The following is a 25,775-nucleotide window of genomic DNA, read 5'->3' on the forward strand; positions in this document are numbered from 1 at the left end:
CGGCCCGCTCGCGGTGCCGCTCCACGCCCTCCAAGCCCCGGGACATCGCTTCATGTCGCTCACGATCGGAATCGTCGGCCTGCCGAACGTCGGCAAGTCGACCCTGTTCAACGCCCTGACCAAGAACGACGTCCTGGCGGCCAACTACCCGTTCGCCACCATCGAGCCCAACGTGGGCGTCGTCGGCGTCCCGGACGAGCGCCTGGGCAAGCTCGCCGAGATCTTCAACTCGCAGCGCGTCCTCCCCGCCACCGTCGACTTCGTCGACATCGCGGGTATCGTGCGCGGCGCCAGCGAGGGCGAGGGCCTGGGCAACAAGTTCCTCGCCAACATCCGTGAGTCGGACGCGATCTGCCAGGTCGTCCGCGCCTTCACCGACCCGGACGTGGTCCACGTGGACGGCAAGGTCTCGCCCAAGGACGACATCGAGACCATCCACACCGAGCTGATCCTGGCCGACCTCCAGACCGTGGAGAAGGCCCTGCCGCGCCTCCAGAAGGAGGCCCGCCTCAAGAAGGACACCGCGCCCGTGCTGGCCGCCGCCGAGGCCGCGCAGAAGATCCTCGAGGACGGCAAGACCCTGTTCGAGGCCGGCTTCGACACCGCCCCGATCCGCGAGCTCCACCTGCTCACCGCCAAGCCCTTCCTCTACGTCTTCAACGTGGACGAGGACGAGCTGGCCGACGAGGACTTCAAGAACGCCCAGCGCGAGCTGGTCGCCCCCGCCGAGGCGATCTTCCTCAACGCCAAGATCGAGTCCGAGCTGATCGAGCTGGACGACGCCGAGGCGCTGGAGCTCCTCCAGTCGATGGGCCAGGAAGAGCCGGGCCTGGCCACCCTCGCCCGGGTCGGCTTCGCCACCCTCGGCCTGCAGACCTACCTCACCGCGGGCCCCAAGGAGGCCCGGGCCTGGACGATCAAGAAGGGCGCCACCGCCCCCGAGGCCGCCGGTGTCATCCACACCGACTTCCAGAAGGGCTTCATCAAGGCCGAGGTGATCTCCTTCCACGACCTGGTCGAGTCCGGCTCCATCGCCGAGGCCCGCTCCAAGGGCAAGGCCCGCATCGAGGGCAAGGAGTACGTCATGCAGGACGGCGACGTGGTGGAGTTCCGCTTCAACGTCTAGTGGTATTCCGAGAGGCCGTCCGACGCGCGTGATGCGGGTCGGGCGGCCTCTCGGTGTTTCTCGACGTAAACGCGGAGGCGCTCAGCAGACGAATCCCGGCGAGTTGGACCAGAACGTCAGGAACGACCAGGTCTGGGCGCCGACAATCCCGTCGATCGTGATTTTGGCGCAGACCTGGAACCGCCTCACCGCGGCATCCGTCACAGGGCCGAATTCGCCGTCCACGGCGAGTTGCTCCCCGGTCAGCGAGGAGTTGAGGTAGCACTGCGCCTGCTTGACCGCGTCCCCCGACGCTCCCTGCTTGATCGTCGGTCGGGAATCGGTGAAGTTGCAGCGCTGGGTCGGCGGGTTTTCTGTCACTTCGGAATTCCTTTTCGGTCTTACACGAAAGGATGAGTGGCGCGTCCGGACATTTCCAGGGCGGCGATTCCCAGGGAAGCACAGGTCCCCGAGGGGCGCAGCACGGTGGAACCGCGGACACGCCCATGTGGTCCGCCATCCGGTCGACCTCGCGCCGACGACCCGCCCGTCCCGGCGTCGACGTTCCTCGGGCCGACGGTCAGCCGCGGCGCCGCGGGGTGAGCCTGTCGAGATCGAGGTCGATCTCGAACGGGACCGGGCGGCGGAGCGTGCCCCGGAAGATGCCGGCGGGCGCGTAGGCGCTCGTCGGTTCGTCGAGCTCGTAGACGTGGACGACGGGGGAGCCGTCCTCGTCCTCGATGCACCAGTAGTGCGGGATGCCGGCCTCGGCGTACTTGCGGAGCTTGACCGTACGGTCCCGGTGGGCCGATTCGGGGGAGACGACCTCGACGGCGAGCTGGACCTCGGCCGGGGCGAACCAGGTGCGGTTCGCATCGAAGTCGGCGGTCGTCACGAGGAGGTCCGGTTCGGGCCGGTTGCGCTGATCGAGCTTGATCGTCATCTCGCGGCCGACCCTGGTTCCTGCAGGTGCCTGGTCCATGAGGGCGACCGTGAGCAGCGTGACGAGGTGGCCGTGCCACCGCCTCCGCGGCGACATCATGAAGACGAGCGCTCCGTCGATCAGTTCGGTGTGGCGGGGCGCCTCGGGAGGCGGTCCAGATCCTCCGCGAACCAGCCTTCCGCGCGCGGCGGGCGCATCCAGTCGGGCAGTGCGGTCATGGCACAACCGTAGCGATCCGGCGGGTGCCCGACCACGAGGTCGTCAACCTGCGTCCGCCGGCCGATCCCGGGGCGGGGCCGGCTCGGGCGGGTCGACCTCGGCTCCGGTGGGGCTCCAGGGGACGGGGCTAGCGTCGGGGGACCGTGCGGACGCGTGTGAGGAGAGAGAGCAGTGGCCGACTTCGTTGAGGGTGCCCCGTGCTGGGTGGACGTGACGGTTCCGGACCTGGCCGCCGGGCGCCGCTTCTACGGCGAGCTCTTCGGCTGGACGTTCAAGGACTCGGGTGAGGAGTACGGGCACTACACCGAGGCGCTGAACGACGGCAAGAGCGTCGCCGCCCTGCTGCCCCCGGCCGAGGGCAGCCCGAAGACCGCCTCGTGGAACCTGTACTTCGCCACGGCGGACGCCGCCGCGCTGGCCGACAAGGTCAAGGCGGAGGGCGGCCAGGTGCTGAGCGGCCCGTTCGAGGTCGGCGGCTTCGGCACCCTGCTGGTCGTGGCGGACCCGGGCGGTGCGGTGTTCGGCGCCTGGCAGGCCGGCAGCCGGACCGGCTTCGAGCTGCAGGGCCAGCAGCCCGGCGCGTTCTTCTGGCCGGAGATCTACACCCGCGACAAGGCGACGGTGGACCCGTTCTTCGAGGCCGTGCTCGGCTTCGCGGGGCAGCAGGTCTCCGAGGCCAACGAGTTCGACTTCAAGATCTGGTCGCTGCCCGCGCTCGGCTACCCGGTGGCCGGCCGCCTGCAGATGAACGAGTTCTACCCGGCCGAGCTGCCCGCCCACGCGCTGGTGTACTTCTGGGTGGCCGACACCGACGAGGCCGTGGCCAAGGTCCGCAGCCTGGGCGGCGGCGTCACCCGTGAGCCCTCGGACAGCCCGTTCGGCCGCTCCGCGCTGGTGGTCGACGACCAGGGCGCCCGCTTCGCCCTGATGGGCCCGGTCAAGGACGGCGCGGCCGCCCACTGACCGCGCTGAACGGTCCGGCGGCCGCGGCCGCGCAGGGGAGCCCCGGACGCCACCCGGCGTCCGGGGCTCCCTGCCGTCCGCACCCCCGCCGACCCCGCGACCCCCGTACCCCGCAAGGGATGTACGGCCGGACCCCTAGGGTCCCGTTCGGGGTCGAACCGGGGCGGATCCCCGATGGGCCGAGTGGTCGCCGGCCGGAAGACTCCCGGTGAGCCGACAACCGTCGAACCGTCAGGAGACCCACCGTCATGAACCCCCGCCCGGACGCCCGTACGAACGGCCGCCGCCGCGCCGCCCTCGCCGCCGCCGGTGCCCTGCTCGCGGCGGTCGCCGTCGCCGGTACCGCGGCCGCCCCGGCCTCCGCGGTCGTGCCCGCCGGCACCGCCGCGACGCCCGCCACGGCCGCGACGCCCGCCACGGCCGGGCTGCCGCCGCTCGACCGGGCGGCGGTCCGACGGGCGGTGGCCGGCGTTCCCGATGCCGACGTGAGCGGCGTGCTGGTCCGGATCACCGGCGACGCGGGTACCTTCGAGACCTCCGCGGGCACCGGGGACGCGGCGACCGGCCGCCGCCCGGACCCCGACGGCCGGTTCCGGATCGGGTCGATCTCCAAGGTCTTCACCGCCACCGTGGTGCTCCAGCTCGCCGCCGAGGGCCGGATCGACCTGGACGGGACCGTGCAGCAGTACCTGCCCGGCGTCCTCCCCGCCGACCTGCCGCCGGTGAAGGTCGGCCAGCTGCTCGACCACACCAGCGGGCTGCCCCGCGGGTCGAACGCGGCCTGGGGCGACGGCACCACCGCCTGGTTCGCCGAGCACCGCACGGAGGGCTGGACCCCCGAGCAGGTGGTCGCGACCCTGGCCGGCGGGCGGATGAGCTTCGCGCCCGGCACCGCGCAGCAGTACAACGGGATGAACACCTTCGTCGCCGGCCTGCTGATCGAGAAGGTCACCGGCCGCCCGTACGCCACCGAGGTGGAACGCCGGATCATCCGGCCGCTGCACCTGCGGGACACCGCCGTCCCGGACAAGGACGACCTGCGGCTGAGCCGGCCCGCCGCGCACGGCTACCTCGCCGTGGACGGGCCGGACGGCCGGCGGCTGGTGGACGTCACCGAGCAGAGCCCCTGGCCGTGGGCCGAGGGCGGGATGATCTCCAGCGCCCCCGACCTGGACCGTTTCCTCACCGCGCTGTTCCGCGGCCGGCTGCTGCCGCCGGCCCAGCAGCGGATGCTGTTCACCGTCCCGGACGTGCCCAACCAGCAGAACAGCCAGTGCAAGGCCAGCAGCACGCCGGAGCGGGCCTGCATGAGCATGGGACTGGTCCGGGCCGAGATCAACGGGGTCACCCTGTGGGGCAAGACCGGCTCCCGGCCGGGCTGGACCAGCGGGGTGTTCGCCACCAAGGACCTGTCCCGCACGATCGTCTACTCGCTCAACCCGACCGGCCTGAACGGCGCCGAGGCGGCGGACATCCAGAAGCTCGCCGGCGCGGTGTTCCCGCCGGCGCCGTCCAAGCCGTGACGCCGCCTCAGGACCGCGGGTGCGGCACGGCGGGCCCGGGGGATCAGGGCGCGATGTTGTGGTTCACCCGGAACAGGTTGCCCGGGTCCCACGCGCGCTTGACCTCCACCAGTCGGTCGTAGTTGCCGCGGTAGTTGGCGGTGACCTTGTCCTGGTCGTCCTCGCCGATGAAGTTGACGTACCCGCCGGGCGAGGAGTGCGCGGACACCGCGTCGTAGTACCGCCGGACCCACGCCGTGCGGCTCTCGTTGCCGGCCGGGTCCGGCCCCACGCCCACGATCACCGTGGCGAAGGCGGCGTCCCGGTAGGCGTAGGCCGTGGCGTCCGGGGCGACCCGCTGCACCGCGCCGTCCACCGGGTAGATGTGGCAGGTGGAGTGGAGGTTCGGGACGTTCGGGCCGTGCTCCAGGTGGGCGGCGATCGCGTCGTCGGTGAGGTCGGTGGCGTAGCTGCCCTTCCAGTACTGCTGCAGTCCGGGCGGCAGCAGTCCGTCGAAGGCGCTCACCAGCGCCGGGTACGGCATCGGGCCGACGTGCTCGAACGCCACCGGCGCCGCCTCCCGGCAGGGCGCGACGGCCCTCTCGCCCTCCTCCGGCGGGCCGGACCAGCAGGCCACCAGCAGGATGAACGGGTCGCCGTGCCGGTCCTCACTGATGAACGGCAGCGGCGGTGCGATCTGGAAGGCCGGGAAGACGTAGAACTCCTCGGGGGCGGTCCGGATGTAGTCCCGGTACCACCGCAGCACGGCCTCGGCGTGCTCCAGCTCGAAGAGCATCGGCCCGGCGTACACGTCCCCGACCGGGCTGAGCCGGAACTCGAAGGAGGTGACCACTCCGAAGTTGCCGCCGCCGCCGCGCAGCGCCCAGAACAGGTCCGGGTGGTGCGACTCGTCCACCGTCAGGAACCGGCCGTCGGCCGTCACCACGTCCGCGGAGAGCAGGTTGTCGCAGGTCAGGCCTAGCTTCCGGGCCAGGTAGCCCATGCCGCCACCGAGGGTCAGGCCGGCCACGCCGGTGGTGGAGATGATGCCGCCGGTCACGCCGAGACCGAAGGCGCAGGTCGCCGCGTTGAGGTCGGCCAGGGTGGCGCCGCCGTCGACCCGCGCCGTCCGGGCGGCCGGATCGACCCGGACCGACCGCAGCCCGGACAGGTCCGCCACGATGCCGTCGTCCACCGTCCCGAACCCGGGCGCGCTGTGCGAGCCGCCGCGGATCGCCAGCGGCATCCCCGACTCCCGGGCGAAGCCCACCGTCGCCACCACGTCGCCCGCGTTGGCACACCGTACGACGGCGGCGGGACGCCGGTCGATCATCGCGTTGTAGACCGCACGGGCCTCGTCGTACTCCGCGTCACCGGGCAGCACCACCGCCCCGTACGCGCGTTCCCGCAACTCCTCCAGCGTCTGGTTGCCCATCACACCACTCCTGCCCTGGGCCGCACTTGGGCCGCCGGGAGCGCGACGGGAGCCGACGTTCCCGAGGTCGGCCCTTTCCACGCTACGCCCGCGCGCTCCGGGCTCCCAGCGGGAGGGCCGCGGGCCGCGTGGCCCCGGGGCCCGCGACGGGGTGTCCGGTACGTTCGGGGCGACCGTCCCGTCCGAGCCGAGGAGCCGCCGCCATGCCGTCACCCGTCGCCGAGCTGCACGCCACCGTCCTGGACTGCCCGGACCCGGAGGCGCTGGCCGCGTTCTACCTCGCGGTGACCGGATGGGAGGTGACGTACCGCAGCGAGGAGTACGTCTTCATCGGCATGGGCGACTCGCACCGGATCGCCTTCCAGCGGGTCACCGACCACCGCCCCGTCCGCTGGCCGGCCGAGCACGCCGTCGCCCACCTGGACTTCACCGCGGACGACCCGGAGCAGGCCGCCACCACCCTGGTCGCCCTCGGCGCCACCCGCCCCTCGGACCAGCCCGGCGCCGGACGGTGGATCACCCTCATCGACCCGGCCGGGCACCCGCTCTGCCTCGCGCCGCGCGACTGACGACGCCTCACGGCTCGCGGGTGCAGAGGGCTCGCCACAGGCAGGGTTCGCGGGTGCAGAGGGCTCGCCACGCGCCCCTTGGTGGTGACCCGAGTGCGTACGGGTGCCCGGGTGTGTGTGGGTGGCCCAGGGGCCGCGGGCCGCGGGGGCTCAGGCGAGGTGGAGGGTGAGGGTGCCGTCCGGGGTGGGGGTCACGGTGACGCCGGTCAGGTCGTCCGTGTGGGCGGTGGGGTGGTGGGCGGCTGCGCGGGGGCCGATGCCGAGGACCTGCATGCCCGCCGCGCGGCCGGCCGCGATCCCGGCCTCGGAGTCCTCCAGGACGAGGCAGTCGGCCGGGTCGATGCCGAGTTCGGCGGCGGCCTTGAGGAAGCCCTCGGGGTCGGGCTTGCTGGCGCCGACCCGTTCGGCGGTGATCGCCAGTGCCGGGAAGGGCAGGCCCGCGGCGGCCATCCGGACCCGGGCGAGGCGCTCGTCCGCGGAGGTGACCAGGGCGTGCGGGAGCCCGGCGAGGGCGGCGAGGAAGGCGGCGGCGCCGGGTACGGGGACGACGCCGTCGGTGTCGGCGGTCTCCTCGGCGAGCATCTGCCGGTTCTCCTCCAGGTTCACCTCCATCGGGCGGTCGGGCAGCAGGACGGCCATGCTCAGGTGGCCCTGCCGGCCGTGCACCACCCGCATCGCGGCGTCCCCGTCGAGCCCGTGCCGGGCGGCCCAGCGGCGCCAGCAGCGCTCCACCACGGCGTCGGAGTTGACCAGGGTGCCGTCCATGTCGAGCAGCAGCGCCCGGGCGGACAGGGTGGTGGCGGGCATGGCGGAGACTCCTCGTTCGGGTTCCCTCGGGCGGGAACCCGAAGCTGTTTGTTCCCCAATGATACAAACAGTCCGGATTCCGCCCGGGACCCGGCGAGACCCGCTCAGCCCAGCAGGTGGGCGTTGACCTCCCGCGCCTGAGCGGCGAGCTCCGGCAGCTCCACCACCTCCACCCCGGCGGCGGTGAGCATCGCCGTCCCCTGGCAGGCGGTGACGAACAGGTCCGGCTCGCGCCAGGCCACCACCACCCGCGGGACGCCCGCGGCGATGATCAGCTCCGCGCAGGTCCGCGGCCGGGAGGCCCGTTGCCCGCAGGGCTCCAGGGAGCTGTACACGGTGGCGGTCCGCAGCCGCGGGTCGCCGGCCGGGAGCTTGCCGAGCGCGGCCTCCTCGGCGTGGTTGTGCGCGTCCACCTCACGGCTGTAGCCCTCGGCCAGCACCTCGCCGTCCGCGCCGACGATCACCGCGCCCACCGAGAAGGCGGTCTCCGAGGGCGGGCAGTGGCGTGACAGCTCCACGGCGCGGGCGAGGTGGACGAGGTCACCGGACTCGGCGAGGTCACCGGACATGCGAGGACTCCTTCGGGGCGTACCGGAGCAGGACGACGTCGCCCACCGTACGGGCCCCCAGCAGCCGCATCCGCCGGGTGGGCCCGCCGGGGAACGCGGCGGGGCCGAGGAACCGCGGTGCCTCGGCCTGCCCGACCAGCAGCGGGGCGACGGCCAGTTGCAGCTCGTCCGCCAGTCCGGCGGCCAGGAACTGGGTGTGCACGCTGCCGCCGCCCTCGACCATCAGCCGCCCGATCCCGCGTTCGCCCAGGTCGTCCAGCACCGTCTCCAGGGCGACCCGCTCGCCGGCCTCCACGACGTCCGCCGCCCCGCCGAGCGCCGCCCGCAGACCGGGCGCGGCCGCGTCGGTGGTGTAGGCGACCTTGGCGCCGCCGGTGTGCCAGAACGCGAGCTCGGGGGAGAGCCGCCCGCTCGCGCTGAGGGTGACCTTCAGCGGGTACGCGGGCCGGCCCGCCGCCTCCCGCTCTGCCCGCCGGGCGGGGGAGTTGACCAGCAGCCGGGGGTTGTCCCGGCGCAGCGTGTTGCCGCCGACCAGGATCGCGTCGCAGCCGGCGCGCAGCTCGTCCACCCGGTCGAAGTCCTCCGGGTTGGAGAGCAGCAGCCGCTCGGGCGAGGCGTCGTCGAGGTAGCCGTCCAGCGAGACGGCGGCGCTCAGCAGGACGTACGGGCGGGGCACGGGCGGGGGTCCAATCTCTCGGTGTCCCGCCCACCGTACGGCGCCGTCCGCCCGACTCCCGCACCGCACCGCGCTGTTCGCCCGGCGGCCCGGCACCGTACGAGCGGTGTTCGCCGCCCGACCCCACCCTGGTCCGGACCACGCTCCCCGGCTCGAAGGGCCCGCCCGTGTCCCGTCCCCGTACGCTCCTGATCGCCGCCGTCTGCGCGCTCGCCGCCGTCCCCGCGGTCGGCGTGCCCGCCTCGGCGGCGACCTACGGCACGCCGACCATCACCCTGTCCGCCGCCTACCTCTCCGGCGCGGTGGGCGCCACCGGCGACCCGACCGTGACGGTCACCGTGGCGCAGAGCGGCGCCGACGCCTCGGCCCTGACCGTGGCGGCCACCGCCACCACCCGCTCCACCGTGGCGCAGACCGGCGACGTGACCGTCACCGGCACGGCCGGCACCCGCACCCTCGCGGTGGCGGCCCGCGGCGTGGGCTACGCCGACCTCACGATCAAGGTCACCGGCCTGGGCGGCAAGACGGCCTCCAGGACCCTGCACTACGCGGCCTCGCCCGCCGTCCAGTACTCCGCCGACAGCCGCTACCTGACCGGCTCCAGCGACGCCTCCGCCGCCGTGGACGTGGGCGGCGGCTACATCGTGGTCGCGGACGACGAGTCCAACGTGCTGCGCCTGTACGACCGCAACGCCTCCGGCGCGCCCGTCCGCACCTGGGACTTCTCCTCCGCGCTCGGCGTCTCCAAGGAGATCGACATCGAGGGCGCGGCCCGGGTCGGCAACACGATCTACTGGACGGGCTCGCTCGGCAACGGCAAGGACGGCAGCCTCAAGCCGGACCGCACCACCGTCTTCACCACCACCGTCAGCGGCTCCGGCGCGGCCAGCCAGCTGACCCTCGGCGGGAAGTACAAGGGCCTGCGCGACGACCTGATCACCTGGGACAAGACCAACGGCAACCGCTTCGGCTTCGCCGCCGGAGCCGCCTCCGGCCAGGTCCCGAAGCAGATCGACGGCTTCAACGTGGAGGGCCTGGAGTTCGCCCCGGGCAGCACCACCACCGCGTACGTCGCCTTCCGCGCCCCGCTGGTGCCGCCGGAGAACGGTGGCAGGGCGCTGCTGGTGCCGGTCACCAACTACAACCAGCTGCCCGGCGGTTCGGTGCACGCCGCGTTCGGCACCCCGGTCACCCTGGACCTGGGCGGGCTGTCCGTCCGCGACATCCGCAAGAACGCCGCGGACCAGTACCTGATCGTGGCCGGCTCCTGGGCCGCCGACGACAACACCGACCCGTACGCGCTCTACAGCTGGACGGGCGTGGCGACCGACGCCCCGGTCAAGCTGCGCGACCTGCCGACCGCCGACGCCGGGGCCTGGGAGGCCGTGGTGGACGTGCCTGACCTCACCGTGCCGGGCGCCCGCGCCCAGCTGATCACCGACGACGGCGCCGCCGACCTGTACGGCGACGGCGTCGCGGCCAAGGACCTCACCCACCCGGAGTGGAAGAAGTCCCGGTCCACCTGGTTCACCGTCAACTGACAGGGCCGACCGACGGGCGGGGTCGACCCCGCCTCCCCGGTGCGCTCAGGCGGGCCGGGCGGGCAGCGGCAGCGGCAGCGCGGGCAGGCCGTCGATGCTGGTGGCGATGTGGTCCTTGCCCTCGCAGTAGGCGCTGAACTCCTCGTCCGTCTTGCGGTCGAAGTACTCCTCGTGCAGCGTCCGGTCGCCCCGGTAGTCCATGAACGGCACCGCGAACCCGCAGGAGTCGCTGATCCGGTCGGCCCGGACCAGCACGATCGCCCGCAGCGCCGAGCCGTCCGCCCCCGGGTCGAACCGCTCCAGCAGCCCGGCGAACCGCGGGTCGTCCCGGAACACCGGCTCGCCCCGGCCGTGCACCCGCACCACGGTCGGCGGGCCGTCGAAGGCGCACCACATCAGCGTGATCCGGCCGTTCTCCCGCAGGTGGGCGATGGTCTCGGCGGTGCTGCCGCCGAAGTCCAGGTAGGCGACGGTGAGTTCGTCGATCACGGTGAACGTCCCCGAGCGCCCCTTGGGGGAGAGGTTCACATGCCCGTCCGCCGAGAGCGGCGCGGTGGCGACGAAGTACACGGGCTGGCTCTCGATGAACCTCCGCAGGCGGCCCTCGATGCGTTCGTAGGTCTTTCCCATGCCGTCGATTCTCCCGGCCGTCCGCCCCTCAGGACAACGATTCCGCCCTGCGGGACGCAGGCCACGGCCAGATCCCCCGGCCGTCCGCACCAGGCTTTACCAGGCCTTACCTGGCCGTAACCTGCGGACACCCGCGCGGCGGTAGTGTCTGACGGCGGTCCGGAGTCCGGCCCGCCCCCCACCGGGCCGGGCTCCAGGCCGCGGGGCCGCCCGGGGCCGTGACGGTGCTCGGTACCGTGGGGCCATGGACACCTCCACCTTCCGCGTGATGCGGCAGGACGACAACGGGAACCGGTACCGCGTGGCCGGCGGGATGAGCCGCGCCGAGGCCGAGGACCTCGCCGCCACCCTGGAAGCCCGCGGCCACAAGCAGCTGTACTGGGTGGAGCCCGAGGCCGCATAGGGTCGGCCGCATGGAGAACCGGATCGTCGTCGGCGGCGCCCTCATCCACTGCGGCCGGGTGCTCGCCGCCCGCCGCAGTGCCCCGCCCGAGGTGGCGGGTTCCTGGGAGTTCCCCGGCGGCAAGGCCGAACCCGGAGAGACCGAGGAACAGGCGCTGGAGCGCGAGCTGTACGAGGAACTCGGCGTGCACGCCCGGGCGCTGGAGCCGCTGCCGGGGCGGTGGACCGTCCGGGCCGGCCTGGAACTGCGGATCTGGGCCGCCGAACTGCTCTCCGGCGACCCCCGGCCGCTGCAGGACCACTCCGAGGTGCGCTGGCTCGGCCCGGCCGAGCTGACCGACGTGGACTGGCTGGAGCACGACCGCGAGGTCCTCCCGTACGTCGCCCGCCTGCTCGCCGCCCCGGAGCGGGCCGCGGGCCACGCCTGACCGCACCCCGGTCCGCCGGTCCGCCGGGCCGCAGGCCCGTCATGACCCCGGCTACGCCAATCGGCAAACACGACCCGTCTGCCGGGATAGCCGCGCCTCCCAGGGGGTATGTCACTTTTCGGCAGCATTCGTCACCATCGGTGAGCCGGCGGGCCCGCCGACCGACGAGCGCCCGCACCCCGGCCGCCCGGCCGTGGTGCCCAGTCCGACAGCCGGAGGCCGCGTACGTGTCGAATGCGGGTAACGGCGGGGGCGAACCGCGGGCCCGTCGCCTCCCCAGGCGCGGGTCGCAACGTTCGAACGCCCCGGTCAGGTCCGGTGGCGCGACGCCCGCCGGCGGCCTTCCGGGCACCAGGTCCGGCGGCTCCGCGGGCGCCCGGGCCCGTCTGCGCCGTCACGGTCCCACCCCGCCGCGCGCCGTCCCGGCCCCCTCCCTCTCCTCCCGAGCCGCCCAGGCGCGGTACGGCCAGGCGCGGTACGGACAGCCGCGCGGCCAGGGCAGCGCGGCCCAGCGCCGGGAGGCCCAGGCCCGCGCCGCCCAGGTCCGCCGGTTCGCCGGCCAGCCGCCCGAGCCGGCCCGCGACGCCACCCCGAGCTCCCCGCCCGTCCCGCCCGACCGCGGCCGTCCCGCGCTGGCCTTCCCCGGCGCCTCCGCCGGGGAAGCCGGGCAGAGCCGGCGGACCGGGCGGGCAGGACAGCCCGAGCCGCCGCCCGCCGAGGCCCAGGGCAGCCTGTTCGACATCGTCAAGGTGGCCATCGCGATCCTCGACACCGCCGGCCGGGTCGTGCTCTGGAGCCCCGCCGCCGAGGAGATGCTCGGCTGGCCCAGCGACCTGCTGGTCGGCCGCCCGATCGACGAGCTGATGGACGAACCCGAGCTGGTCGAACGGGCCCGCGCCGCCATCCAGCACACCCTGGCCACCGGCCACTGGCACGGCTTCACCGAACTCGCCGACCGGGACGGCGTCCGGGTCGCCGTCGAGGCCCGGATCTCCCTCCTGGTGGACGGCGACGGCACCCCCTTCCTCCAGGCCGCGATGGCCGACGCCGGCACCCTGCAGGCCGTGGAACGGGACCTCGCGGTCCGCGACGCGCTGTTCGAGCAGTCCCCGCTCGGCATCGCCATCCTCGACACCGACCTGCGCTACACCGCGGTCAACCAGACCCTGGCCGAGATGAACGGCGTCAGCGCCGAGGACCACGTCGGACGGACCACCGGCGAGACGCTCCCCGAGCGGGCCGCCGACGAGATCACCGCCATCCAGCGGCAGGTCCTCGCCACCGGCGAACCCGTCATCGACGTCACCCTGGCCTCCCCGGTCACCGCCCGCTCCGGCTTCCGCTCGATCTCCTACAGCCGGATGACCGACCGGGCCGGCCGGGTGCTGGGTATCTCCGGCACCGTCATGGACGTGACCGAGCGGTACCGGGCCGTCTCCAAGGTCGAGCACGCCCGTCGCCGGCTCTCCCTGCTCAACGAGTTCGGCTCCCGGGTCGGCGACCTGCTGGACGCCTCCCGGATCGCCCAGGAGCTGGCCACCGCCGTCGTCCCCCGGCTCGCCGACTACGCGGGCGTCATCCTGCTCCAGGCCGTGGCCCACGGCGACGACCTGCCGCGGCACGGCCACGACCGCCGCACCTCCCTGCTCCAGCTCGGCGTGGCCTCCATCCAGGACGGCCCCGAGGTCGAGGCGATGCTCCGCCGCGGCGCCCGGATCACCTTCGCCGAGGACTCCGCCTTCGGCCGGGTGCTGCGCAGCGGCGTACCAGAACTCCTCTCCGGCAACGACGAACTCAGCGACATCAGCTACCCCGGCGACCCCAAGGTGCAGGCCGCCCACGACCTCGGGGTGCACTCCCGGCTGGTCGTCCCGCTGCGCGCCCGCGGCATCGTCATCGGCCTGCTCTCGGTCAGCCGGGCCGGCTATCGGGAGGGCTTCGACCGCGACGACCTCGCCTTCACCGTCGAACTCGCCGACCGCGCCGGCAGCTCCCTGGACAACGCCCGGCTGTACGCCCGCGAGCGCACCGCCGCGCTCACCCTCCAGCGCACCCTGCTGCCCCAGCAGGTCCCCCAGCCCACCGGCGTCGAGGTCGCCTACCGCTACGTCCCCGGCAGCAGCGGCACCGAGGTCGGCGGCGACTGGTTCGACGTCATCCCGCTGCCCGGCGACCGCACCGCCCTGGTGGTCGGCGACGTCATGGGCCACGGCCTGCGGGCCGCCGCCACCATGGGCCGGCTGCGCACCGCCGTCCGCGTCCTCGCCGCCCTCGACCTGCCCCCGGACGTCCTGCTGCGGCACGTCCACGAACTCGCCGACGACCTCGCCCAGGGCCCCGACGAGGCCCTGCTCGCCACCTGCGTCTACGTCGTCTTCGACCCGGCCACCCGCCGGCTCAGCGCCACCAAGGCCGGCCACATCCCGCCCGTCCTGGTCGTCCCCAAGGACGGCGACGGCGACGAACCCACCCGCACCGGCAGCCCGCTCCCCGGCGGTCTGGGCCAGGTGCTCGACCTGCCCTCCGGAGCGCCGCTCGGCGTCGGCGGGGTGCCCTTCGAGGCGATCGAGCTGGAGATCCCCGAGGGCAGCCTGCTCGCCCTGTGCACCGACGGCCTGGTGGAGTCCCGGGACAAGGACCTCGACGTCGGCCTCAGCCGCCTGATCAGCGTGTTGGAACAGCCGTACGCCTCCATCCAGCAGGCCTGCGAGGCCGTCCTGGACACCATGGAACAGGGCCGCGAACCCGACGACGTCGCCCTGCTGCTCGCCCGGCTCGGCCGCGGCCAGGCCGGCACCCCGACCGCCGGCTGGACGCTCCCCGCCGAACCCACCGCCGTCTCCCGGGCCCGCCGGCTGGTCCGCGGCACCCTCACCGACTGGGCGACCGAGGAGCTCACCGACACCGCAGAACTGCTGGTCAGCGAGCTGGTCACCAACTCCGTCCGGTACGCCAGCGCCCCGATCGGCGTCCGGCTCACCCTCGGCCCCACCCTGCTGGTGGAGATCTCCGACCCGCTGCCCGACCCGCCCCGCGAGCGGCACGCCGCCGAGGGCGACGAGGGCGGCCGCGGCCTGGAACTGGTCCGCCGCCTCGCCCTGCGCTGGGGAGCCCGCGCCGAGGGAATGGGCAAGGTCGTGTGGTTCGAACTGGCCCTGCCGGGTGAGGATCAACTCGAGGAGGACGACGGGCTGGAGCCCTGGGCCTCCTTGATTTGATGTTGTGATGTTCGGGACGTGTGCGCTCGGCGCCGGATGATGAATACTCGGACGGACTACTCGGTCTTCTCGACATCCGGATGGGCACGGTGGGAGGGGTCGGTCCGTTGAACAACATCCCGGCACGGAACGCGACAAGTGGCAGCGGCCGTGCGGTCGTGCCCGGTCAGCCGGGCGCGCCGACCGCACCGCCGACACCGCGCGCGGGACAGGGCCGCGGCAGACCGGGATCCATCGACGAGTACGTCAAGGTCGCCACCTTCGCCATCGGTGCCGACGGCCGGATCGCGCAGTGGAGCGAGCGGGCCGCCGACTTCTTCGGCCTGCCCGCCGCCGACGCCGTCGGCTCCGACCCGATCACCACCCTCGTCCCCCGCGAGCTGTGGCAGCGCGGCCGGGCCCGGCTGGAGCGCGTCCTGTCCGGCGAGGAGTGGGCCGGCACCACCCCGTACCGCGGCCGGGCCGGCACCGAGGGCCTCGCCGAGCTGTACGCCATGCCCGTCGGCGAGGACCCCGCCGCCGGCGCCACCTGCCTCGCCCTCGACCTCGGCCCGCTGCGCAGCGTGGAGACCGACCTGGCCGCCTCCGAGGCGGTCTTCGGGCAGACGCCCACGGGCTTCTTCCTGTTCGGCCCCGACCTGCGGCTGCAGCGGGTCAACGACGCCTTCGCCGCCGGCGCCGGCCTCGGCGCGGACGACCTGCGGGGCCGTACCCCCGCCGAGCTCTTCCCGGGCGCCGACGCCGACCGCTTCCACGTCGCCCTGCGCAAGGTGCTGGCCGGCGACGGGCCGATCCTCGACCTGCGCTTCACCGGCACCCTGGCCGCCGCCTGCCGCCCCGACCGCAAGGACCAGGGCACCGGCCGCGAGAGCGGCAAGGCCTGGTCGATCTCGCTCTACCGGCTGGACGGCGCCGGCGGGCACCCGATGGGCGTCGCCGGCCAGGTCCAGGACATCACCAGCCGCAACCTCGCCGAACGCGAGGCCGCCGGCGTCCGCCGCAACCTCGCCCTGCTCAACGAGGCCTCCACCCACATCGGCTCCACCCTCGACCTGGAGACCACCGCCAAGGAACTCCTGGACGTGATCGTCCCGCAGTTCTGCGACGTCGCCACCGTCGACCTGTACACCGCCCTGCTCACCGGCGACTCCGGCCCGCTGCTGGCCAACCCGGAGACCGGCGAGCTGCGCCGGGTCGCCGTCTCCAGCGTGGTCGGCAACGCCCCCTCCGTCCTCGGCAGCGAGCGCGGCTCCGTCCGGGTCGCCGAGGCCGGCGGCACCCTCTGCTACCCGCCGCGCTCCCCGCACGCCCGGGCCCTGCGCACCGGCCGCAGCGTCGTCCCGCAGCCCGGACCCGACCCGCTGCTGCGCTCCACCCTGGTCGTCCCGCTGGTCGCCCGCGACCAGGTGCTCGGCCTGGTCCAGCTCTCCCGGGCGATCGGCAGCGAGCCGTTCGACGCCCGGGACGTGGCGATCGCCGAGGAGCTCGTCGCCCGCGCCGCCGTCTGCGTGGACAACGCCCGGCTGTACCGCCGCGAGCACGAGCGGGCGCTGATCCTCCAGCGCAGCCTGCTGCCCCCCGGCAACCCCGCCGCCAGCGGCCTGGAGATCGCCCGCCGCTACCTGCCCAGCAACAACAACACCGAGGTCGGCGGCGACTGGTTCGACGTCATCCCGCTGCCCGGCAGCCGCACCGCCCTGGTCATCGGCGACGTGATGGGCCGCGGCCTGCGCGCCGCCGTCGCCATGGGCCAGCTGCGCACCGCCGTCCGCACCCTCGCCATGCTCGACCTCGACCCCGCCGAGGTGCTCACCGCCCTCGACGAGATCGCCCGCGGCCTCGGCGACACCAGCACCACCGACGCCGGCCAGTCCGGCGAGGAGATCTACCTCGCCACCTGCGTGTACGCCGTGTACGACGCCGTCAAGCAGCGCTGCATCCTGGCCAACGCCGGCCACCTGCCGCCCGCGCTCCTCGTCCCCGGCGAGAGCGCCGCGATGGTGAACGTCCCGCCCGGGCTTCCGCTCGGCGTCGGCGGCGAGCCCTTCGAGGAGGTGACCATCGAGCTGCCGGCCGGCTCGGTGCTCGGCCTCTACACCGACGGCCTGGTGGAGTCCCGCCAGCACCAGCTGGACGAGGGCCTCAAGGCCTTCCGCACCGCGCTCACCAACGGCTCCGCCGAACTGGAGCAGCTGTGCGACCAGGTCCTGGAGGAGCTCAACCCGCACCACGGCGAGGACGACATCGCCCTGCTGATGGCGAAGATCCAGCCGCTGCCCGAGGACTCGGTGGGGGACTGGCGCTTCCCGTCCGAGCCCACCTCGGTGGCCAAGGCCCGCGAGGCCGCCTGCGGGTGGCTGCTCGCCCGCGGCCTGGACGAGCTGGTGGACACCACCGAACTGCTGGTCAGCGAGCTGGTCACCAACGCGCTGCGGCACGGGCGGGGGGAGATCCGGCTGCGGCTGCTGCGGGACCGGTCGATGGTCTGCGAGGTCTGGGACGACGGGTACGCCCAGCCGCGGCAGCGCCGCGCCCAGGAGACCGACGAGGGCGGCCGCGGGCTGCAGCTGGTCAGCCTCCTCGCCGAACGCTGGGGCAGCCGGCGCACACCCAACGGCAAGATCGTCTGGTTCGAGCTCGCGCTCTAGCCAGCCGGGACGCGGGCGCGCAGCCGGCTGCCCCGGGGCGCAGCGACCGGTCGCCCCTTCTGTTGCGCAGCCGGGTGCCTCGGGGTGCTGTGCGCAGGCGGGGGCCACCGGGGGCCTCTATGTACGCCGGTCGGGTGCTTCCGGGGCGGTGGTCCGCCGTGTCACGGCACCCAGCCGGGCCTATTGCCGTTCAGTGGGCAGCCACCGTGTCTTCGGGGGCCGACCACCAGGCGGAGGATCACATGGGCGAGCGGATCATCGGACACCGCCGCAACAGCCGCGTGGCCGCCGCCGCGGCCGCCCTGCTGCTGGCCGCCGGCCTGGCCGGCTGCTCCTCCGACCGGGCCGCCGGGCCGTCCGTCACCGACCTGACCGCCGCGGACCGCGCGGCCGTCCGCGACGGCGGCACCGTGCGCTGGGCGGTGGACGCCGTCCCGGCCACGCTGAACGTCTACCAGCCGGCGGCCACCCCCGACTCCGGCCTGGTCGCCCGCGCCCTGCTGCCCAGCCTGTTCCGGCTGGACGAGCACGCCCGCCCCAGCGCCGACCCCGACTACCTGGTCTCGGCCGAGTCCACCCCGCCCGGCCAGAGCCCGCAGACCGTCACCTACCGGCTCAACCCCAAGGCCGTCTGGAGCGACGGCACCCCGCTGTCGGCCGCCGACTTCACCGCCCAGTGGAAGGCCCTGGCCGGCACCGACGCCGCCTACCAGACGGACCACCCCGCCGGGTACGACCGGATCGAGTCGGTCGCCCAGGGCGCCGACCCGCAGGAGGTCCGGGTGGAGCTGCGTCAGCCGTACGCGGCGTGGCGCGAGCTGTTCAGCCCGCTGTACCCGGCCGCCGCCACCGGCACCCCGGAGGCGTTCAACCAGCCGCTCGCCGACTCCTTCCGCACCTCGGCCGGCCCGTTCACGCTGCAGACGTACGACGCCGTCGGCGGCCACGCCCTGCTGGTGCGCAACCCGCGCTGGTGGGGGGACGCGGCGAAGGCCGAGGCGATCGACTTCCTGGCCGTCCCGGCCGCCACCCGGCTGGACGCGCTGGACCAGGGCAAGCTGGACGTCGCCGGGCTCACCGACTCGGTGGACCGGGCGGTGCCCGCCGGCGGCAAGGCCGCCGCGCCGCCGGACGCCGCCGCCCTCGCCGAGGCCTCCGCCCAGGCGCTGAAGCGGGCCGAGACCCTTCCCGGGCTGCGGCTGCACCGGGCCCCGGCGGCCGCCGTCACCCAGCTCACCCTGAACTCCTCCCGCGGCCCGCTCACCGACCCGGCCGTCCGCCGGGCGGTCGCCAAGGCCGTCGACCGGCAGAAGGCCGCCACCGCCGCCCTCGGCCCGCTCGGCCTGTCCGCCGTCCCGCTCGGCAACCACCTGCTGGTCACCGGGCAGGACGGCTACCGGGACAACAGCGCCGCGGTGGGCGGCACCGGCTCCGCCGAACTGCTCGACCAGGCCGGCTGGAAGGGCTCCGGCGGCACCCGGACCAAGGACGGGAAGGAGCTCGACCTCGGCCTGCTGATCCCCGAGGGCTCCACCACCGCCCGCCGCACCGCCGACGCGCTGGCCGCCGACCTGGCCGCCGCGGGCATCACGGTCCACCCGCAGCCTGTCCCGGTGGACGGCTTCGTCAAGGACCACCTGGCCACCGGCGACTTCGACCTGGCGCTGTTCTCCTGGCCCGCCAGCGCCTACCCCGGCGGCGAGGAGCGCGCCCTCTACACCAAGCCCCGGCCCGGCCCGGACGGCATCCCGGTGGTCGGCCTGAACTACGCCCGCACCGGCAGCGAGGAGCTCGACCAGCTGCTCGACCGGGCCGGCCGCGAGCTCGACCCGGCCGCCCAGCGCACCCTGCTCCAGGAGGCCGACGCCCGGATCTGGCAGCTGGCCCACTCCGTTCCGCTCTACCAGCGACCCGACCTGGTCGCCGTCCGCGACACCGTCGCCGGCGTGGGCGCGTACGGCTTCACCACCCCCCGCTACCAGGACCTGGGCTTCCGCAAGGACGGCTGAAACGGGCCGCCCCGGGTGGTACCGGATGTGATCTTGCACCCGCTGCGGGCCGACCGTTTCGGCCCGAGTGGGGGGTTCCCCGTACGATAGGAACAAGCCGTGGCATCGGTATGCCCGGCGGGTGGACCGGTAGTAGCAGGCGGAACGGGCGGCGGCGATCAACAGGGATTGCCGGTCGGCGTCACGCAGCCGGGCGCCGAAACCCACTATTCCGGGAGAATTCGCTCCGCATGCCCACGCGTAACGACATCCGTAACGTCGCCATCGTCGCCCACGTCGACCACGGCAAGACCACCCTGGTCGACGCCATGCTGAAGCAGGCCGGCGCCTTCGCCGCCCACCAGCAGCTCGACGACCGCATGATGGACTCCAACGACCTGGAGCGCGAGAAGGGCATCACCATTCTCGCCAAGAACACCGCGGTCAAGTACCACCCCAAGGACGGTGGCGCGCCGATCACCATCAACATCATCGACACCCCGGGCCACGCCGACTTCGGTGGCGAGGTCGAGCGCGGTCTGTCGATGGTGGACGCGGTCGTCCTGCTGGTCGACGCCTCCGAGGGCCCGCTGCCGCAGACCCGCTTCGTGCTGCGCAAGGCGCTCACGGCCCGCCTGCCCGTCATCCTCTGCATCAACAAGACCGACCGACCGGACGCCCGGATCGACGAGGTCATCAACGAGACCTACGACCTGTTCCTGGACCTGGACGCGGACGAGGACCAGATCGAGTTCCCGATCGTCTACGCCTGCGCCCGCGACGGCGTCGCCTCGCTGACCAAGCCGGAGAACGGCACCGTCCCGGCCGACTCCACCAGCCTGGAGCCGTTCTTCTCCACCATCCTGGAGCACGTCCCGGCCCCGGTCTACGACGAGGGCGCCCCGCTGCAGGCCCACGTCACCAACCTGGACGCCGACAACTTCCTCGGCCGCATCGCGCTGCTGCGCGTCGAGCAGGGCGAGCTGCGCAAGGGCCAGACGGTGGCCTGGATCAAGCGTGACGGCTCGATCCAGAACGTCCGCATCTCCGAGCTGCTGATGACCGAGGCGCTCACCCGCAAGCCGGCCGAGGTGGCGGGCCCCGGTGACATCTGCGCCGTCGCCGGCATCTCCGAGATCATGATCGGCGAGACCCTGGCCGACACCGAGAACCCGATCGCGCTGCCGCTGATCACGGTGGACGAGCCGGCGATCTCGATGACCATCGGCACCAACACCTCGCCGCTGGTCGGCAAGGGCGGCTCCGGTAAGGGCGCGGACGCCAAGTCCGGCGCCAAGGTGGACCGCAAGGTCACCGCCCGCCAGGTGAAGGACCGCCTGGACCGCGAGCTGATCGGTAACGTCTCGCTCCGTGTCCTGGACACCGAGCGCCCGGACGCCTGGGAGGTGCAGGGCCGCGGTGAGCTGGCGCTGGCCATCCTCATCGAGACCATGCGCCGCGAGGGCTTCGAGCTGACCGTCGGCAAGCCGCAGGTGGTCACCCGGGAGATCAACGGCAAGACCCACGAGCCGGTCGAGCGCCTCACCGTGGACGTGCCCGAGGAGCACATGGGTGCCGTCACCCAGCTGATGGGCATCCGCAAGGGCCGGATGGACAACATGTCCAACCACGGCTCGGGCTGGGTCCGCATGGAGTTCGTGGTGCCGTCCCGCGGTCTGATCGGATTCCGGACGGAGTTCCTCACCAACACCCGCGGCACCGGCATCGCGCACTCGATCCACGAGGGCTACGAGCCGTGGTTCGGCGCCCTGACGACCCGCAACAACGGCTCCCTGGTCGCCGACCGGGCCGGTGTGGTCACCGCCTTCGCGATGACCAACCTGCAGGAGCGCGGCGTGCTGTTCACCGACCCCGGCACCGAGGTGTACGAGGGCATGATCGTCGGCGAGAACTCGCGCTCCGACGACATGGACGTGAACATCACCAAGGAGAAGAAGCTCACCAACATGCGCTCCTCGACCGCCGACGTGGCCGAGTCCATCGTCCCGCCGCGCAAGCTGTCCCTGGAGCAGAGCCTGGAGTTCTGCCGTGAGGACGAGTGCATCGAGGTGACCCCGGAGACCGTGCGCATCCGCAAGGTCGTCCTGGACCAGAAGGAGCGCGGCCGCACGGCCTCGCGCGCCAAGAAGGGCTGACCCTTCACCTGACGGCCGAGAGCGGCCGGCGTCCTTCGGGACGCCGGCCGCTTTTCTGTTTTTCGTCACGTTCCGTGATGTCGGCGTGTTCGTTAATCGGACGCTACCGTCCGTCATGCGTGACGACTGTCCGTTTTAACCCTGTCTGTGTATGTCCTGGTTGTCCGGTTTCTGAGATTAATTCGTCGTCCATGTGACCAAATTGAGATCGCTACTGGTCATCTTCGTGTCCCTGTGTGACCGATAGTGGGTGCAGTCGAGCTCGGGTCTCAGGCTCATGCGCAGGGGTGCGCGCCAGGCCACGAGTGTTTGCAACACGGATTCAGGAGGCACACCCATGCGCGGTGCCAGCCAGGCCAAGTGGGTCGTCGCAGCTGTCGCGGTCGCTCTCGCAGCCACCGCCTGCGGCGGCGGCGCGTCCGGTGGCGGTGACGCGGCGAACGGCCCCGTCGACGCCGCGGGCACGTTCAGCTACCAGAGCAGCGAGCCGCAGAACCCGCTCCAGCCGGCCAACGCCATGGAGGTCGGCGGCGGACGTGTCATCAAGTCCCTGTTCAAGGGCCTGGTCGACTACGACCCCGCCACCGGCGCGCTGCGCAACCAGGTCGCCGAGAAGATCGAGACCACCGACGCGCAGAACTACACCGTCACCCTGAAGTCCGGCTGGACCTTCCACGACGGCACCCCGGTCACCGCCGCCTCCTTCGTCGACGCCTGGAACTGGGGCGCCAACACCAAGAGCGGCCAGATCAACTCGGACTGGTTCTCCGACATCGCCGGCTACGAGGCCGTCCACCCGGAGAAGGGCGACCCGACCGCCGAGACCATGTCCGGTCTCAAGGTCGTGGACGACACTCACTTCACCATCCAGCTGACCGGCCCGGTCTCGTACTTCCAGTACAAGCTCGGCTACACGGCCTTCTCGCCGCTGCCGAAGGCGTTCTTCACCGACCCGGCCAAGTACGGCCAGAACCCGGTCGGCAACGGCCCCTACAAGTTCGTCTCGTGGGAGCACAACAAGGCGATCACCGTCGCCGCGTACGACCAGTACGCGGGCGCCGACAAGCCGAAGAACGGCGGCATCGTCTTCAAGAACTACTCGCAGTCCGAGGCCGCCTACAAGGACCTGGTCTCCGACAACCTGGACGTGCTCGACCAGGTCGACCCGGCCGACCTCGCCTCCTACAAGAGCGACCTCGGCAACCGTGCGGTGGACCAGGCCCAGGGCGCCATCCAGAACATCTCCTTCGCGATGTACCAGGCCGACTGGCAGGGCGTCGACAAGGCCAAGGTCCGCCAGGGCCTGTCGATGGCGATCGACCGCGAGACCATCACCAAGACCGTGCTCAACGGCTCGCGCCAGCCCGCCGACAGCTGGGTCGCCCCGGGCGCCATGGGCTACAAGGCCGGCACCTGCGGCGACGCCTGCAAGTACGACCCGGCCAAGGCCAAGCAGCTGGTGACCGAGGGCGGCGGCGTCCCGAACAACAAGATCACCATCGTCTACAACTCCGACGGCGGCCACAAGGAGTGGGTGGACGCGGTCTGCAACTCCATCCGCCAGGCCACCGGCGTGGAGTGCGTCGGCGACCCGAAGCCGGACTTCAAGACCTCGCGCGACCTGATCAAGAAGAAGCAGGTCCAGAGCATGATGCGGACCGGCTGGGTGCAGGACTACCCGCTGAACGCCAACTTCCTGCGCGACGTCTACGGCACCGGTGCCGCGGCCAACGACGCCGGCTACTCCTCCGCCGAGTTCGACAGGTTCGCCGCCGAGGCGGACAAGGCGACCTCCGTGGAGAAGACCGCCGAGCTGTACCAGCAGGCCGAGGCCCAGCTGGCCAAGGACATGCCGGCCATCCCGCTCTGGTACTACAAGACGACCTCCGGCTACTCGAACAACGTCCAGAACGTGAAGTTCGACTCCTTCGGCGACCCGGTGTTCACCCAGGTCGAGGTCAAGCAGAAGTAAGCAGCCGGCACCGCACGGCTTGAACCGACACGGCCGGTGCCCGATCCCGCCCCACGAGGGCGAGTCCGGCACCGGCCGTGTCGCGCCGAGAACCTCTGAACCGGGACGACCTCCCGTCAGAGCACCAATTGGAGGCACGATGGGGCGCTTTGTCGCGAGGCGACTGCTCCAAATGATCCCGGTCTTCGTCGGGACGACCACGCTGATCTTCTTCATGGTCCGCGTGCTGCCCGGCGACCCGGTCGCGGCGATGTGGGGCGACAAGGCGCCGGACCCGGCCCAGCTCGCCGCCTTCAAGCACCGGATGGGCCTCGACAAGTCCATGATCCAGCAGTACCTGGACTACATGGGCAACCTGCTCACCGGCGACTTCGGCCAGACCATGGCCGGCCGCAAGGTCATCGACGTCATCGGTGAGGCCCTCCCGGTGACGATGCGCCTGGCCCTGCTGGCCTTCGCCATCGAGCTGGTGCTCGGCGTGGCGATCGGCCTGTTCGCCGGCCTGCGCCGCGGCAAGTCCTTCGACAAGGGCACCCTGCTCTTCACCCTGCTGCTGATCTCCATCCCGGTTCCGGTGCTCGGCTTCATCTTCCAGAACGTCTTCGCCACCAACCTGGGCTGGGTCACCCCCACCGTCCAGAACTCCGAGAACCTCGGCCAACTCCTGCTGCCCGCCGTGGTGCTGGGCTCGCTCTCGCTGGCGTACGTGGCGCGGCTCACCCGCACCTCGATCGTCGAGAACGTCAAGGCCGACTACATGCGCACCGCCGTCGCCAAGGGCCTGCCCCGGCGCAAGGTGATCGGCACCCACCTGCTGCGCAACTCGATGATCCCGGTGGTCACCTTCCTCGGCACCGACCTCGGCGCCCTGATGGGCGGCGCGATCGTCACCGAGGGCATCTTCAACGTCAAGGGCGTCGGCAACGCGCTGTACCACGCGATCAACCTCAAGGAGGGCGCGACCGTCTCCGGCTTCGTCGTCGTCCTGGTGCTCGTCTACCTCGCCGCCAGCCTGATCGTCGACCTGCTCTACGCGGTCCTGGACCCGAGGATCCGGTATGCCTGACCTGATCGAGAAGAAGAGCGCCGACCTCCCGGCGCAGCGCTCCACCGAGAGCGCCGAGCCCAAGCCGGAGAAGGCCCGCAGCCTCGGCCTGGACGCCTGGCACGACCTGCGCAGGCGCCCGATCTTCGTGATCTCCGCGCTGCTGATCCTGCTGCTGATCGCCATCGCGATCGCCCCCGGCCTGTTCACCTCGGCGGACCCCCGCGCCGGCGACCTGCGCCACCACTTCCTGACCCGGCCGAACTACGGGCACCTCTTCCAGCCCGACTGGTTCGGCTACGACGGCCAGGGCCGCTCGATCTACGCCCGCGTCATCTACGGCGCCCGCGCCTCGGTCGTGGTCGGCATCTGCGTCACCGCCGGCGTCACCGTCCTCGGCGGCCTGTCCGGCATGCTCGCCGGCTACTTCGGCGGCTGGGTCGACACGCTGGTCTCCCGGATCACCGACATCTTCTTCGGCATCCCGCTGCTGCTCGGCGCGCTGGTCATCCTCAACGCCTTCAGCGTCCGCACCATCTGGTCCGTGGTCTTCGCCCTGGTCGCCCTCGGCTGGACCCAGATGACCCGCGTGATGCGCGGCTCGGTGATCACCGTCAAGCAGGCCGACTACGTCACGGCCGCCAAGGCGCTCGGCGCCGGCACCGGCCGGATCCTGTTCAAGCACATCCTGCCGAACGCGGTCGCCCCGGTGATCGTGGTCGCCACCATCGCCCTCGGCGGCTACATCGCCACCGAGGCCACGCTGAGCTTCCTCGGCATCGGCCTGCAGGACCCGACCATCTCCTGGGGCATCGACATCAACTCGGCCCAGAAGGTCATCCGTACCGCGCCGTTCGCGCTGTTCTTCCCCGCCGGCATGCTGAGCGTCACCGTGCTCGCCTTCATCATGCTCGGCGACGCGGTGCGCGACGCCCTCGACCCGAAGCTGCGCTGAGAGA

General features: G+C 72.6%; 20 protein-coding genes and 1 pseudogene. 14 read left to right on the top strand and 7 right to left on the bottom strand.

Annotation, left to right across the window (positions count from 1 at the left end; all coding sequences use genetic code 11):
• The first annotated feature begins 52 nt into the window (after positions 1-52).
• Positions 53-1,126 carry a redox-regulated ATPase YchF gene (gene ychF, locus ABWK59_RS20970; RefSeq protein ID WP_354642149.1) on the top strand — a complete coding sequence of 358 codons (1,074 nt, stop codon included), beginning with the start codon at positions 53-55 and terminating at the stop codon, positions 1,124-1,126.
• 81 nt (positions 1,127-1,207) lie between these two features.
• Here the strand turns inward: ychF and ABWK59_RS20975 are convergent, their stop codons facing one another.
• Complete coding sequence (locus ABWK59_RS20975; protein ID WP_354642150.1) at positions 1,208-1,486, bottom strand: peptidoglycan-binding domain-containing protein; 279 nt, start codon at positions 1,484-1,486, stop codon at positions 1,208-1,210.
• Between the two features lie 199 nt (positions 1,487-1,685).
• A pseudogene (locus ABWK59_RS20980) lies at positions 1,686-2,266 on the bottom strand (Uma2 family endonuclease).
• 172 nt (positions 2,267-2,438) lie between these two features.
• Between ABWK59_RS20980 and ABWK59_RS20985 the strand changes: the two are divergent.
• On the top strand, positions 2,439-3,230 hold the full coding sequence (locus tag ABWK59_RS20985; protein ID WP_354642151.1) for a VOC family protein: 792 nt from the start codon (positions 2,439-2,441) through the stop codon (positions 3,228-3,230).
• 248 nt (positions 3,231-3,478) lie between these two features.
• A complete protein-coding gene (locus ABWK59_RS20990; protein WP_354642152.1) occupies positions 3,479-4,753 on the top strand; it encodes a serine hydrolase domain-containing protein in 1,275 nt (424 codons plus the stop codon).
• 43 nt (positions 4,754-4,796) lie between these two features.
• On the opposite strand, the gene ABWK59_RS20995 is transcribed toward ABWK59_RS20990, so the two are convergent.
• Positions 4,797-6,167 carry an FAD-binding oxidoreductase gene (locus tag ABWK59_RS20995; protein WP_354642153.1) on the bottom strand — a complete coding sequence of 457 codons (1,371 nt, stop codon included), beginning with the start codon at positions 6,165-6,167 and terminating at the stop codon, positions 4,797-4,799.
• Between the two features lie 203 nt (positions 6,168-6,370).
• Here ABWK59_RS20995 and ABWK59_RS21000 point away from each other — a divergent pair, with 203 nt between their 5' ends.
• Positions 6,371-6,736 (top strand): VOC family protein, encoded by a 366-nt coding sequence (locus ABWK59_RS21000; protein ID WP_354642154.1) that lies wholly within the window; start codon positions 6,371-6,373, stop codon positions 6,734-6,736.
• A gap of 150 nt (positions 6,737-6,886) precedes the next feature.
• Here the strand turns inward: ABWK59_RS21000 and ABWK59_RS21005 are convergent, their stop codons facing one another.
• From ABWK59_RS21005 to ABWK59_RS21015, 3 genes are all read right to left on the bottom strand, one after another.
• Complete coding sequence (locus ABWK59_RS21005; protein ID WP_354642155.1) at positions 6,887-7,543, bottom strand: HAD-IA family hydrolase; 657 nt, start codon at positions 7,541-7,543, stop codon at positions 6,887-6,889.
• Between the two features lie 104 nt (positions 7,544-7,647).
• The gene (locus tag ABWK59_RS21010; protein ID WP_354642156.1) at positions 7,648-8,112 is read right to left on the bottom strand and encodes a deaminase; all 465 of its coding nucleotides are present in this window, start codon (positions 8,110-8,112) and stop codon (positions 7,648-7,650) included.
• Positions 8,102-8,788, bottom strand: a complete 687-nt coding sequence (locus tag ABWK59_RS21015) for a RibD family protein (RefSeq protein ID WP_354642157.1) — start codon at positions 8,786-8,788, stop codon at positions 8,102-8,104. Before ABWK59_RS21015 ends, ABWK59_RS21010 begins: the two co-directional genes overlap by 11 nt.
• Positions 8,789-8,955: 167 nt before the next feature.
• Between ABWK59_RS21015 and ABWK59_RS21020 the strand changes: the two genes are divergently transcribed.
• Complete coding sequence (locus ABWK59_RS21020) at positions 8,956-10,329, top strand: hypothetical protein (protein WP_420492814.1); 1,374 nt, start codon at positions 8,956-8,958, stop codon at positions 10,327-10,329.
• A 45-nt stretch (positions 10,330-10,374) separates the two neighbouring features.
• Here ABWK59_RS21020 and ABWK59_RS21025 read toward each other — a convergent pair whose 3' ends face one another.
• The gene (locus ABWK59_RS21025) at positions 10,375-10,959 is read right to left on the bottom strand and encodes a pyridoxamine 5'-phosphate oxidase family protein (protein ID WP_354642158.1); all 585 of its coding nucleotides are present in this window, start codon (positions 10,957-10,959) and stop codon (positions 10,375-10,377) included.
• A 244-nt stretch (positions 10,960-11,203) separates the two neighbouring features.
• Between ABWK59_RS21025 and ABWK59_RS21030 the strand changes: the two genes are divergently transcribed.
• The 9 genes from ABWK59_RS21030 (at position 11,204) to ABWK59_RS21070 (ending at position 25,771) form a co-directional block, all read left to right on the top strand.
• Positions 11,204-11,362: an SPOR domain-containing protein gene (locus ABWK59_RS21030; RefSeq protein ID WP_354642159.1), complete on the top strand. Its 159-nt coding sequence runs from the start codon at positions 11,204-11,206 to the stop codon at positions 11,360-11,362.
• Positions 11,363-11,372: 10 nt separating this feature from the next.
• Positions 11,373-11,789: a (deoxy)nucleoside triphosphate pyrophosphohydrolase gene (locus ABWK59_RS21035; protein WP_354642160.1), complete on the top strand. Its 417-nt coding sequence runs from the start codon at positions 11,373-11,375 to the stop codon at positions 11,787-11,789.
• 227 nt (positions 11,790-12,016) lie between these two features.
• Complete coding sequence (locus ABWK59_RS21040; RefSeq protein WP_354642161.1) at positions 12,017-15,007, top strand: SpoIIE family protein phosphatase; 2,991 nt, start codon at positions 12,017-12,019, stop codon at positions 15,005-15,007.
• An 80-nt stretch (positions 15,008-15,087) separates the two neighbouring features.
• Entirely contained in the window at positions 15,088-17,655 is a 2,568-nt protein-coding gene (locus ABWK59_RS21045) for a SpoIIE family protein phosphatase (RefSeq protein ID WP_420492935.1), read from the top strand.
• 242 nt (positions 17,656-17,897) lie between these two features.
• On the top strand, positions 17,898-19,664 hold the full coding sequence (locus ABWK59_RS21050) for an ABC transporter family substrate-binding protein (protein ID WP_354642164.1): 1,767 nt from the start codon (positions 17,898-17,900) through the stop codon (positions 19,662-19,664).
• 230 nt (positions 19,665-19,894) lie between these two features.
• Positions 19,895-21,799: a translational GTPase TypA gene (typA, locus tag ABWK59_RS21055; RefSeq protein WP_354642165.1), complete on the top strand. Its 1,905-nt coding sequence runs from the start codon at positions 19,895-19,897 to the stop codon at positions 21,797-21,799.
• 337 nt (positions 21,800-22,136) lie between these two features.
• Complete coding sequence (locus ABWK59_RS21060) at positions 22,137-23,771, top strand: peptide ABC transporter substrate-binding protein (RefSeq protein ID WP_354642166.1); 1,635 nt, start codon at positions 22,137-22,139, stop codon at positions 23,769-23,771.
• A 139-nt stretch (positions 23,772-23,910) separates the two neighbouring features.
• Positions 23,911-24,837: an ABC transporter permease gene (locus tag ABWK59_RS21065; protein WP_354642167.1), complete on the top strand. Its 927-nt coding sequence runs from the start codon at positions 23,911-23,913 to the stop codon at positions 24,835-24,837.
• Entirely contained in the window at positions 24,830-25,771 is a 942-nt protein-coding gene (locus ABWK59_RS21070) for an ABC transporter permease (protein ID WP_354642168.1), read from the top strand. The genes ABWK59_RS21065 and ABWK59_RS21070 overlap by 8 nt, the downstream gene beginning before the upstream one ends.
• Positions 25,772-25,775: the final 4 nt, after the last annotated feature.

It is taken from the genome of Kitasatospora sp. HUAS MG31 (assembly GCF_040571325.1).
Taxonomy (GTDB): Bacteria; Actinomycetota; Actinomycetes; order Streptomycetales; family Streptomycetaceae; genus Kitasatospora; species Kitasatospora camelliae.